Genomic DNA, 11,464 nt, shown 5'->3' with positions numbered 1-11,464 from the left:
GGGTCCTATCCGGTATTAGCTCCGATTTCTCGGGGTTATCCCAGAGTCCAGGGCAGGTTACTCACGTGTTACTCACCCGTTCGCCACTAATCCCCCCCAGCAAGCTGGGAGTTCATCGTTCGACTTGCATGTGTTAAGCACGCCGCCAGCGTTCGTCCTGAGCCAGGATCAAACTCTCCAAAAAAAATGGTTCCCAACACCCCCGAAGAGGCGCCAGGGAGTTCAATCTCTGACTGACAAGACAATCAATACTGACTGTCCATCAATCCAAAGGAATCCCACCCCATCCGAAGACGAGGTCGGGGTTCAAAAATTGGCATTGAACATAGTGCACGCTGTTGAGTTCTCAAGGAACGGACGCACCCGAGTTACGGCCTCGCGGCCTGCTCTCAGGGCAACCTATCTATCATACCACCCTCGATGCGGGCTTCGGAACACGAAGTTCCGGCCGGCGGCCGAGTGGGCCTGGAGGAGGCGACGCGAGCGTCGATCCTCGAGGGGGCGGTTTACCATCTTAGGCTTGAAATCACCGAGTCGCAATGCGACTTCGAGGCTATTTGGCTAAGACTCTCTCGCCCGTCTCGGCCGGGCTGCTTCCGCTTCCCGCACCGCCGTGGCGACATGTAAGAACTTACGCGGCGCCGCCCGTTCCCGCCAAATCAGGACTGCATCCCGGGCGTGTCGCGCCTGCCGGCAGGCGGTGGGAGACGACCACGGGGCCTCCGACGACAGCCGGAGGCCCCGTTCAGCGGCGGAATCCGTCGAGCCCCGCGGCATCCGCCCGCCGTGCTCGTGAGCGTCAGCCACCACGCGGCATCCGATGGGTCAGTGCATCTCGTCGGGATGCGCGCTCACGCGACCCTCGCGCTCGAGGTCGGTGATGGCCTGCACCTCGGCCTCGTCGAGCTCGAAGTCGAAGACGTCGAAGTTCTCGGCCATGCGCTCGCGCCGGTTCGACTTGGGGAACACGATGTGGCCGCGCTGCAGGTGCCAGCGGATCACGACCTGCGCCGGCGTCTTGCCGTGCACCTCGGCCGGGCCCGTCACCGCGGGCAGCTCGAAGAGCGGGTACTTGCCCTGGCCGAGCGGCCCCCATGCCTCGATCGCGATCGCGTGCTCCTCGGCGAACGCCGCGGTCTCGGGCTGCTGGTGGTACGGGTGCAGCTCGATCTGGTCGACGGCCGGTACGACGTCGGTCTCGTCGAGCAGGCGCTCGAGGTGGTGGGCGAGGAAGTTCGAGACGCCGATCGAGCGCACGCGTCCGGACTCGCGGAGGCGCTCGAACGCCTTCCACGTCTCGACGTAGCGGTCGTTCCGCGGTGTCGGCCAGTGGATCAGGTAGAGGTCGAGGTACTCGAGGCCGAGCCGGTCGAGGCTGCGGTCGAAGGCGTCGAACACCGACTGCGTTCCCTGGTCGTCGTTCCAGAGCTTGGTCGTGACGAAGAGCTGCTCGCGCGGGATGCCGGAGGCGGCGAGGGCGCGTCCGACGCCCTCCTCGTTGCCGTAGATGCGCGCCGTGTCGAGGTGCCGGTAGCCCACCTCGAGGGCGTCGGTCACGATGCGCTCGGTCTGCTTCGGGTCGACCTTGAAGACGCCGAAGCCGAGCTGCGGGATGGAGGTGCCGTCGTTCAACTGGATACGGGGAACCGGGGGTTGGGTCATGGCCCTCATCCCATCACGCGGGTCGCGGCATCCGGCAGGGGCTTTCGCTCCCCGCGAATCCGTGCGGGTCGCGCGTACGCTGTGACCGAACAGCGTGGTCCAGCGAAGGGATGCGCAGCCATGGCCGACGACGACGTCACCGCTCCCCGCGACATCCGTGCCGGCGGATGCCGCGTGCTCGCGCCGGACGACCCCGACTGGGACGCGGCGCGCTCGGTCTTCAACCTCCTCATCGACGAGCGTCCCGCCGCCATCGCGCTGCCGCAGGACGAGGCGGACGTGATCGACGCCGTCGCCGTCGCCCGCGAGCGGGGGCTCCGGGTCACGGCGCAGGGCACCGGGCACGGCGCCGGATCGCTCCTCCCCCTGGACGGCATCATGCTCGTGAACACGTCGCGGCTCACGGAGGTCGGGATCGACGCCGACGCGCGACGCGTGCGGGTCGGCGCCGGGGTCCGGTGGCGCGACGTCGCCCCGCGGCTCGCCGAGCTGGGCCTCGCCGCGCTGCACGGTTCGTCGCCCGACGTCGGCATCGCCGGCTACTCGCTCGGCGGCGGCATCGGCTGGCTGTCCCGCCGGCACGGCCTGCAGTGCAACGCGGTGCGCGCGGTCGAGCTGGTCACGGCCGACGGGCGGATGCTGCGGGTCGACGCCGACCACGAGCCCGAGCTGTTCTGGGCGCTGCGGGGTGGCGGCGGCAGCTTCGGCATCGTGACCGCGATCGAGTTCGACGTCGTCCCGGTCGCGGAGCTCGCGGCCGGAGCGCTCTTCTTCCCCGCCGAGCGCACCGCAGAGGTGTTGCGCGCCTGGACCGACCTGCTGCCGTCGCTGCCCGACGAGCTCACGACCTGGGTCGCGGTCATCCACTTCCCACCGTTCGACGAGGTGCCGGCCGAGGTGCGCGGGCGGTCGTTCGCGATCGTCATGGCGGCCTTCCTCGGACCCGAGTCGGCGGCGCGGGACCTGCTGGCGCCCGTCATCGACCTCCGCCCCGAGCTGGACGCGCTCGCCACGCAGTCGCCCTCGGCGCTCGGCACCCTCGCGATGGACCCCGAGCAGCCCCTGCCCTACCGCACGGTGAGCGCGGTCCTCGATCGCCTTCCCCCTGAGACGATCGACGAGGTCGCGCGGATCGCGGCCGACGCGTCGGCGCTCACGCTCGTGCAGTTCCGGCATGCCGGCGGCGCCCTCTCGCGGGTCGACGCCGAGGCAGGCTCCCTCGCGGCGCTGCCGGGCGACGTCGTGATGTTCGGCCTCGGCCTCGTCGCCGGGCCCGGAGCCGAAGCGATCGTCAGGGCACGCCTCGCGGAGCTCGCGTCCGCGGTCGCGCCGGCTTTCGCCGGCGACTACGCGAACCTCGTCGAGGAGCCGGCCGACGCGAGCGCGTTCTTCGACGCCGCCACGTGGGACCGGCTCGAGCGCGTGAAGGCCGACTGGGATCCCGACGACGTGGTGGTCGGCACGCATCACGTGCCCGCGCGCGCCCGCGCCTGACCACCGAGACGGTCGAGGCCGTCGGCCGAGGCGGTCGCGCCGAGCGACCACGGCGACGTCACGCCCGCGTCGTCCTACGATGGAGGGCTATGCCGTCGCCGCTCCCCGTGATCACCTACCCCGCGGACCTGCCCGTCTCGGGGCAGCGCGAGGAGATCGCACGCGCCATCCGCGACCACCAGGTCGTGATCGTCGCCGGCGCGACCGGATCCGGCAAGACGACCCAGCTGCCGAAGATCTGCCTCGAGCTCGGCCGCGAGCGGATCGCGCACACCCAGCCGCGCCGCATCGCCGCCCGCACCATCGCGGAGCGCATCTCCGAGGAGCTCGGCGTGGAGCTCGGCGACCTCGTCGGCTACCAGGTGCGCTTCACCGACCGGGCGAGCGAGGCCACGCGCATCAAGGTGATGACCGACGGCATCCTGCTCAACGAGATCCACCACGATCGCGACCTGCGCCGCTACGACACGATCATCATCGACGAGGCGCACGAGCGCAGCCTCAACATCGACTTCCTCCTCGGCTACCTGAAGCGGCTCCTCCCCCGGCGCCCCGAGCTGCGGGTCATCGTCACGAGCGCGACCATCGACCCCGAGAGCTTCGCGAGGCACTTCGCGGATGCCTCGGGTGAGCCCGCTCCCGTGATCGAGGTGTCGGGGCGCACCTACCCGGTCGAGGTGCGGTACCGGCCGCTGGTCGCGGAGTCCCCGTCGACGGGCTCTGCGGACGACTCGGACGACGAGGGCGCCGCCGCCGAGGACCGCGACGTGCAGCGGGGCATCCTCGACGCGCTCGACGAGCTCGACCGCGAGGCGCGGGGCGACGTGCTCGTGTTCCTCTCGGGCGAGAGCGAGATCCGCGACGCGGAGGCCGCGGTGCGCGGGCGCTTCCCTTCGACGGGCTCAGGGACCGGGGGGACGGGCTCAGGGACCGGAAGGACGGGCTCGGGGACCGGGGGGCGCGGCGGCGAGACCGAGGTGCTCCCCCTCTACGGCCGGCTCTCCTCGGCCGACCAGCATCGCGTGTTCGAGCCCTCGAAGGTCGCGGGCCTGCGCCGGCGGATCGTGCTCGCCACGAACGTCGCCGAGACGAGCCTCACGGTGCCCGGCATCCGCTACGTCGTCGACGCCGGCACGGCGCGCATCAGCCGCTACTCGGCGCGCTCGAAGGTGCAACGCCTGCCGATCGAGCCGATCTCGCAGGCGTCGGCGAACCAGCGGTCGGGTCGGTCGGGCCGCACGAGCGACGGCATCGCGATCCGCCTGTACTCCGAGGACGACTACGAGAAGCGTCCCGAGTACACCGACCCCGAGATCCTGCGCACGAACCTCGCGGCCGTCATCCTGCAGATGGCCTCGCTCGGGCTCGGCGCGGTGGAGGACTTCCCGTTCCTGACCCCGCCCGACACCCGCGGCATCCGCGACGGCCTCGACCTGCTGCGGGAGCTGGGGGCGATCGACCCTTCGACGGGCTCAGGGACCGAGCCGGACACGCGCGGCCCCCGGCTCACCCGCGTCGGACGGCAGCTCGCGCGGCTCCCGATCGAACCGCGGTTCGCCCGCATGGTGCTCGAGTCGAAGACGCAGGGCGTGTCGCGCGAGGTGCTCGCGATCGTGTCCGGCCTGACGATCCAGGACCCGCGCGAGCGACCGCTCGACCGGCGCGAGCAGGCGGACGGCTTCCACGCCCGGTTCGTCGACCCGACCAGCGACTTCCTCTCACTGCTGAACCTCTGGAACCACCTCGAGGAGCGACAGCGGGAGCTGTCGGGCAGTGCGTTCCGTCGGATGTGCAAGGCGGAGTTCCTCAACTACCTGCGGGTGCGCGAGTGGCAGGACCTCTACCGCCAGCTCGCGCGCCTGGCGAAGCCGCTCGGCCTGCAGGTGGCGAAGTCCGCGGGCGCGCCGAACCCCGACGGGATCCACCGCGCGCTCCTCGCCGGGCTGCTCTCGCAGATCGGCCTGCGCGACGAGCGCTCCCTGAGCCCGTCGAAGGGAGCACCCGCTTCGACGGCCTCGGCGGGCCGGGGTCGGCGGCAGCAGGCCGAGTTCGTCGGCGCCCGCAACGCCCGCTTCGTGGTGTTCCCCGGCTCCGCGCTCGCGAAGAAGCCGCCGGCAGCGCTCATGAGCGCCGAGCTCGTCGAGACCAGCCGGCTGTTCGCGCGCACGAACGCGGCCATCGATCCGGCGTGGGCCGAGCAGCTCGCCGGCCCGCTGGCGAAGCGCACGTTCGCGGAGCCCCGCTGGGAGCGCCGCCAGGGCTCCGCGGTCGCCGACGAGAAGGTCACGCTGTTCGGCGTGCCGATCGTGGCGAAGCGGCGCATCCAGCTCGCGCGCGTCGACGCGCAGCTCGCGCGGGAGCTCTTCATCCGGCACGCGCTCGTCGAGGAGGACTGGGACACGAACCGGCTCGACCGACGCCTGTTCTCGTTCGTGCGGGCCAACCGCGCGCTCCGACGCGAGCTCGGCGAGGTCGAGGAGCGCACGCGTCGACGCGACATCCTCGCGGGCGATGAAGCCGTCGTGGCGTTCTACGAGGCACGGGTGCCGGCGGATGTCGCGGACACGCGTGCGTTCGAACGCTGGTGGCGCGGCGAGCACCGTGCACGCCCCGACCTGCTCACCATGACGCGCGCCGACCTGCTCGGCGACGAGGCGGACGCGGATCGCAGCGGCGGATTCCCCGACCGCTGGCGGCAGGCCGACCAGACCTACTCGCTCGCCTACCGGTTCGAGCCCGGCACCGAGGACGACGGCGTGACCGTCGTGGTGCCGCTCGTGCTCCTGCCGCGGGTGCGCGCCGACGGGTTCGACTGGCAGGTGCCCGGACTGCGCGACGAGCTCATCACGGCGATGCTGCGCACGCTGCCGAAGGTGCTGCGCCGTCAGGTCGTGCCCGCCGCCGAGTGGGCGGCGCGCGTCTCGGCCGAACTGCCCGACGGCCCCGAGGGCGGCGCCGAATGCGAGCCGTTCACCGGGATGCTCGCGCAGGCGATCCGGCGGCTGACGTTCGCCCCGGTCGACCCGTCGGACTTCGACCTCGAGCGCGTCCCGCCGCACCTGCGCGTGACGTACCGGGCGGTCGACGAGCGCGGCCGCACGGTCGGATCGTCGAAGGACCTGGGCGAGCTGCAGTCGCGGCTCGCGAGCCGGAGCCGCGATGCGGTGGCGAAGGCCGTGAGTTCAGCCCCGCGGGTCGAGGAGCCCGCGAAGCGGGCGTCTCGAAACCCGGACCCCGCGCAATCGGGTGAGACGGCGCCCGCGGGCACCACCATCGCCGAGCAGTCGGGCATCACGACCTGGGAGTGGGACGAGCTCCCCGTACACGTCGACACCCGCCAGGCGGGCAACGTGATCCGCGCGTACCCGGCGCTCGTCGACGAGAGCCCTTCGACGCGCTCAGGGACCGGGGTCGCACTCCGCCTCGTCGCCACGGCGGAGGAACGCGATCGGGCGACGCGGCGCGGCATCCGCCGGCTGCTCGTGCTCGCGACGCCGACGCCCGTCGCCTACGTGCAGGAGCACCTCTCGAACGAGGAGAAGCTCTCGCTCGCGGCGAGCGCGTACCCCGGCACGCGGGCGCTGCTCGACGACTGCCTCGCCGCGTGTGTCGACGCCGAACTGCGGGCCCGCCACCCCGACGGGTTGCTGCGCACGCGGGCCGAGTTCGAGGCCGTGCGCGACGCCGTAGCGGCGACCGTCGTCGACCGCATGTTCGAGACGGTCGCGCTCGTCGCGCGCATCCTGAAGGCTGCTCGGGAGGCTGACCGAGCGATCTCGGGCGCCTCGAGCATCCACCTGATGGCCGCGCTCGGCGACATGCGGGCGCAGCTGGCGGGCCTCGTGCCGAACGGCTTCGTGTCGGCGACCGGGCTCGAGCGGCTCCGGCACCTGCCGCGCTACCTCGAGGCGATCACGTCGCGCGTTCGCAAGCTCGTCGATAACCCGGGTCGCGACCGCCAGGCCGCGAACCAGCTCGAGCCGGCGATCGCCGCGTTCGAGGCTGCGGGCGGCCGGATCCCGATCGACCCCGAGGCGGACCCGAGGCTGGTGCGCGTGCGGTGGATGCTCGAGGAGCTGCGCGTGGGCCTGTTCGCGCAGGAGCTCCGCACGGCCGAGACCGTGTCGCCGCAGCGCATCGCGAAGGCGCTCGCCGAGATCGGCTGAGCCTCGCTAGTCGTCGACGGTGCCCATCGTGATGCCGACCGCGGCGAACCGCTCCGCGTAGGCGGGCGCGAGCTCGCCGAGCCGGCGGGCCCACGCCTCGCGGTCGCGCGGCGCCTCGGGCTGCGCGAGGTGGCCGGCGAGCGCCTCGAGGTAGGCGTGCCAGCCGGGCCCGTAGCCGGGCTGCGTGACGTGCTCGTGCCGGAGGTGGAGGCGGGTGCGCTCGCCGTCGGGCTCGAGCACGACGGTCAGCAGGCTCGGCGGCTCGCCCACGACGGTCCATGTCGTCGTGAACCCGTGCGGCCGGTCGCAGGCGGTCACCTCGCCGTCGCAGTACACCGCGCCGTCGGTGTCGAGCGCCTGCCAGTGCCCGCCGAGGCGGAAGTCGCCGCGGTACGCCGCCATCCACCTCGCGAGCCGGTCGGGACTCGTGACGGCCTGCCACAGGTCGTCGGGATCGGTGTCGTAGACCTCGTGGAACTCGAGCAGCAGCCCGGGCTCATCGGGTGCGATGTCGCTCGTCACGGCCATCATGGCTCCTCTCGTGGGGTGCGCCCGGCACTGCTGCGTCGACTGCGCTTGCCGCGGGCGACCTCGGTGTGCAGCGCCGCGAGCCCGGCCGTCCACATCGAGCGGTAGCGCTCGAGCTGGCGGTCTGCGTCGTCGAGGCCCGCTGGGTCGATCGAGTACAGCCGGCGCGCGCCCTCGGCCCGAACCGTGGCGAAGCCATGCTCGCGCAGGATGCGCAGCTGCCGCGACACCGCGGGCTGCGTGATGCCGAACTCGCGGCCCACCACGTCGACCACCGCGCCGGCGCTCGCCTCGCCGCCGGCCAGGAGGTCGAGGATGCGGCGGCGCACCGGGTCGCCGAGGACGTCGAACGCATGCACCCCGTCAGGTTATCATTTCCATGTTATATACGCCACAGCTGATAGGCACGATTCCGCGGCATCCGCCTCGATAGAGTGGACGGACCGTGGGCAGCTACACCGATCTCCTCAGAACCTCGGGCGTCGCTCGTATCATCGCCGCCCAGCTGACCGCTCGGTTCCCCTCGGGGATGCTCTCGCTCGCGTTCCTCCTGCATGTCGAGCAGGAGACCGGCTCCTACGGCGCGGCGGGCCTGGTGCTCGCCGCCACGTCGCTCGGCCAGGCCGTCGCCGGCCCCATGACGAGCCGGCTCATGGGCCGCCTCGGCATGCGCCCCGTGCTCATCACCACGCTCGCGATCTGCGCGACCGCGGTCGTCGCGATCGGCGTGCTGCCGCTCACCGTGCCGGCGTACATGGCGGTCGGCCTCGTGGCCGGCCTCTCGACGCCGCCCGTGCAGTCCGCCGTGCGCACCATCTACCCGAAGATGGTGAACTCGCGCCAGCTCACCCCGCTCTTCTCGCTCGACGCGTCGGCGCAGGAGATCATCTGGGTCGTCGGGCCGGTCGTCACGACGTTCGTGTCCACGCAGATCGGCACCGTCTGGGGCATCCTGCTCGCCGCGGCCATGATGATCGGCGGCGGCATCTGGTTCATCTCCTCCCCCGAGCTGGGTCGCGTGCGCATCCCGCGGTCGAAGCGGCGGTTCGGCGCGGTGCTCACGCGGCCGCCGGTCATGCTCGCGACGATCGTCGGGTTCCTCCTCATCGGCGCGTGCGCCGCGGTCGAGGCGGGCGTCGTCGCCGTGTTCGGGCACGACGGCGCGGAGGCAGGCATCGTGCTCGCCATCTTCTCGGTCGGCAGCCTCGCGGGCGGCCTGTTCCTCGGGCACGTGCCGATCGGGCCGTGGTCGACCGCACGCCGAATGTTCATCGTCTTCGCCGGCATGGCGCTCGCCGCGTTCGTCATGGACTTCTGGTGGCTCGCGGCGACCCTCTTCATCGCGGGCATCGGCATCGCGCCCGCGCTCGCCGTGCTGTTCGCGATCGTCTCGGCCAGCGTGAAGTTCAGCGACACCGCCGAGGCCTACGGCTGGGTCGGCACCGGCCAGCTCATCGGCGCCGCGCTGGGCTCGGCCGTCGCCGGCTTCCTCATCGACGGGTACGGCGCGCAGGGCGCGTTCATCGCGGCGGCCGCGCTCGCCATGCTCGGCGTCCTCGCCGCGGTGCTCGGCAAGCCGTGGCATCCCGACCTGCGCGAACGCGACGCGAGCCCCATCCCCGACACCGAACCGGTGCGGGCGCAACCCAGTTGAGAGGAGCGACGACGATGACGCGACCGCCCGTCACCCCGGCACCCAGCCTGTCCCTCGACGACGGCAACACCATCCCGCAGCTCGGCTACGGCCTCTACAAGGTGCCGGCAGCGGATGCCGCGCGCCTCTGCCTCGAGGCCATCGCCGTCGGCTACCGGCACCTCGACACCGCCGCCTTCTACGCGAACGAGGAGGCGGTCGGCGAGGCCGTCCGCTCGGCGGACGTGCCGCGCGAGGAGCTCTTCGTCACGAGCAAGGTGTGGAAGGACGACAACGGCTACGACTCGACGCTGCGCGCGTTCGACGCGAGCATTGCCCGGCTGGGCCTCGCGACGCTCGACCTCTACATGATCCACTGGCCGGTGCCGTCGACCGACCGCTACGTCGACACCTGGCGCGCGCTCGTGCGGCTGCAGCAGGAGGGGCGCGTGCAGTCGATCGGCGTCGCGAACTTCCACGCGCACCACCTCGAGCGGATCATCGGCGAGACCGGCGTCGCACCCGTCGTGAACCAGGTCGAGCTGCACCCGTGGCTGCCGCAGGCGGAGCTGCGCGCGTTCGACGCCGCGCACGGCATCCGCACCGAGGCGTGGTCGCCGCTCGCCCGCGGACGGGTGCTCGACACCCCGCTGCTCGGCGACCTCGCCGACAAGCACGGACGTACGCCGGCCCAGGTCGTGCTGCGCTGGCACGTCGAGCTCGGCAACATCGTGATCCCGAAGGCGTCCTCGCCCGAGCGGATCCGCGAGAACCTGGACGTGTTCGACTTCGCGCTCGACGACGAGGACCTCGCCGCGATCGCGACCCTCGCGAGCGGCGAGCGCACCGGTCGCGATCCCGACTTCGACTGAGCCGTGCTCCCGCTGAACGAGCGGGAACCGGGCTTCGTTGGGGCCGTTCGACGATTCACAGCGAAGCGCAATCCGATCGTGACCGGACTCCCAGCAGGGGTCCAGACATGCGATCCGGGCCGGGCAATACGGTGAGCCCATGAGACGACGACTGGTCCCCGCAGCGGCCGCGGCCGCCCTCCTCGCACTGCTCCTGGCCGGCTGCTCCGCGGGCTCCAGCGGGTCCGAGGCGCCCATGATGGAACCCGGCCGGCAGGCGCCCCAGGGCGAGGATGCCGCGGGCGGCACCGCCGCCGACGGCGCGGAGCTCGCCGAGCGCAGCGTGATCACCACGGGATGGGTGTCGATCACGGTCGACGATCCGGTCGACGGCGCGCAGCAGGCCGTGGACCTCGCGGAGGCGCGGGGCGGTCGCGTCGACAGCCGCAGCGAGACGCCGGGCACCGACGCCCAGCCGCCGAGCGCCTCGCTCACCCTGCGCATCCCGTCGGACGACCTCGATCCGTTCCTCGCCGAGCTGCGCGAGCTCGGCACCGTGAACTCCGTCTCCATGAACGCCTCCGACGTCACGCAGCAGCGCAACGACCTGGAGGGGCGCATCGACGCGCTGACCGCGTCGACCGACCGGTTGCAGCAGCTGCTCTCGGAGGCGACGACGATCGCCGACCTCATCGCCATCGAGTCCGAGCTCACGACCCGCCAGGCCGAGCTCGACAGCCTCACGCAGCAGCGCGACGCCCTCGTCGACCAGGTCGACTACTCGACGATCACCGTCGACCTCGTCACCGAGGCGGTCGCCCCCGACCCGCAGCCCGACGACTTCTGGAGCGGGCTCGCGGCCGGCTGGAACGCCCTCATCGGCTTCGCGACGTGGCTCGGCATCGCGGTCGGCGTGCTGCTCCCATGGGCGCTCGCCGCCCTCGTCGTCGGCGCGATCGTGCTCGTGATCGTGCTCGTGGCGACGCGCTCGCGCCGGCCGAAGCCACCGGCGCCGGGCCCGACGCCCGGGGCATCCGACCCGGCTGCACCGCCCATGCCGCCGGCCTCGGATGCCGCGTCGCAGCCCCCGCACGAGCGCACGCCGCAGGCGTAGTCTGGCGTCGTGAGCG

At 72.0% G+C, this 11,464-nt stretch carries 8 protein-coding genes and 1 rRNA gene; 5 read left to right on the top strand and 4 right to left on the bottom strand.

Annotated elements, in window-relative coordinates:
• Nucleotides 1-184: ribosomal RNA gene (locus ACWGO8_RS13495) — 16S ribosomal RNA — on the bottom strand; the annotation flags it as partial.
• A 641-nt stretch (nt 185-825) separates the two neighbouring features.
• Nucleotides 826-1,662: an aldo/keto reductase gene (locus ACWGO8_RS13490; protein WP_452043498.1), complete on the bottom strand. Its 837-nt coding sequence runs from the start codon at nt 1,660-1,662 to the stop codon at nt 826-828.
• Between the two features lie 120 nt (nt 1,663-1,782).
• On the opposite strand from ACWGO8_RS13490, the gene ACWGO8_RS13485 reads away from it, so the two are divergent.
• Nucleotides 1,783-3,156: an FAD-binding oxidoreductase gene (locus tag ACWGO8_RS13485; protein ID WP_452043497.1), complete on the top strand. Its 1,374-nt coding sequence runs from the start codon at nt 1,783-1,785 to the stop codon at nt 3,154-3,156.
• Between the two features lie 89 nt (nt 3,157-3,245).
• Nucleotides 3,246-7,322, top strand: coding sequence for an ATP-dependent RNA helicase HrpA (hrpA, locus tag ACWGO8_RS13480; RefSeq protein ID WP_452043496.1), 4,077 nt, complete (start codon nt 3,246-3,248; stop codon nt 7,320-7,322).
• A 6-nt stretch (nt 7,323-7,328) separates the two neighbouring features.
• Here hrpA and ACWGO8_RS13475 read toward each other — a convergent pair whose 3' ends face one another.
• Together ACWGO8_RS13475 and ACWGO8_RS13470 are read right to left on the bottom strand one after the other, a co-directional pair.
• Nucleotides 7,329-7,850, bottom strand: coding sequence for an SRPBCC domain-containing protein (locus ACWGO8_RS13475; protein WP_452043495.1), 522 nt, complete (start codon nt 7,848-7,850; stop codon nt 7,329-7,331).
• A complete protein-coding gene (locus tag ACWGO8_RS13470; RefSeq protein WP_452043494.1) occupies nt 7,850-8,209 on the bottom strand; it encodes an ArsR/SmtB family transcription factor in 360 nt (119 codons plus the stop codon). Before ACWGO8_RS13470 ends, ACWGO8_RS13475 begins: the two co-directional genes overlap by 1 nt.
• A gap of 86 nt (nt 8,210-8,295) precedes the next feature.
• On the opposite strand from ACWGO8_RS13470, the gene ACWGO8_RS13465 reads away from it, so the two are divergent.
• The 3 genes from ACWGO8_RS13465 to ACWGO8_RS13455 all read left to right on the top strand — a co-directional run bounded on the left by ACWGO8_RS13465 (nt 8,296) and on the right by ACWGO8_RS13455 (nt 11,448).
• The gene (locus ACWGO8_RS13465) at nt 8,296-9,504 is read left to right on the top strand and encodes an MFS transporter (RefSeq protein WP_452043493.1); all 1,209 of its coding nucleotides are present in this window, start codon (nt 8,296-8,298) and stop codon (nt 9,502-9,504) included.
• Nucleotides 9,505-9,518: 14 nt separating this feature from the next.
• Nucleotides 9,519-10,355, top strand: coding sequence for an aldo/keto reductase (locus ACWGO8_RS13460; RefSeq protein ID WP_452043492.1), 837 nt, complete (start codon nt 9,519-9,521; stop codon nt 10,353-10,355).
• A gap of 139 nt (nt 10,356-10,494) precedes the next feature.
• Complete coding sequence (locus ACWGO8_RS13455) at nt 10,495-11,448, top strand: DUF4349 domain-containing protein (protein WP_452043491.1); 954 nt, start codon at nt 10,495-10,497, stop codon at nt 11,446-11,448.
• Nucleotides 11,449-11,464: the final 16 nt, after the last annotated feature.

This window comes from Agromyces sp. NPDC055661 (genome assembly GCF_053618135.1).
This window is presented reverse-complemented; position numbering and strand designations above follow the sequence as displayed.

What these genes read in the sequence shown, in the direction of transcription:
- ACWGO8_RS13490 (WP_452043498.1), bottom strand. Translation starts at nt 1,662, where the DNA reads ATGACCCAACCCCCGGTTCCCCGTATCCAGTTGAACGACGGCACCTCC.
- ACWGO8_RS13485 (WP_452043497.1), top strand. Translation starts at nt 1,783, where the DNA reads ATGGCCGACGACGACGTCACCGCTCCCCGCGACATCCGTGCCGGCGGA.
- hrpA (WP_452043496.1), top strand. Translation starts at nt 3,246, where the DNA reads ATGCCGTCGCCGCTCCCCGTGATCACCTACCCCGCGGACCTGCCCGTC.
- ACWGO8_RS13475 (WP_452043495.1), bottom strand. Translation starts at nt 7,850, where the DNA reads ATGGCCGTGACGAGCGACATCGCACCCGATGAGCCCGGGCTGCTGCTC.
- ACWGO8_RS13460 (WP_452043492.1), top strand. Translation starts at nt 9,519, where the DNA reads ATGACGCGACCGCCCGTCACCCCGGCACCCAGCCTGTCCCTCGACGAC.
- ACWGO8_RS13455 (WP_452043491.1), top strand. Translation starts at nt 10,495, where the DNA reads ATGAGACGACGACTGGTCCCCGCAGCGGCCGCGGCCGCCCTCCTCGCA.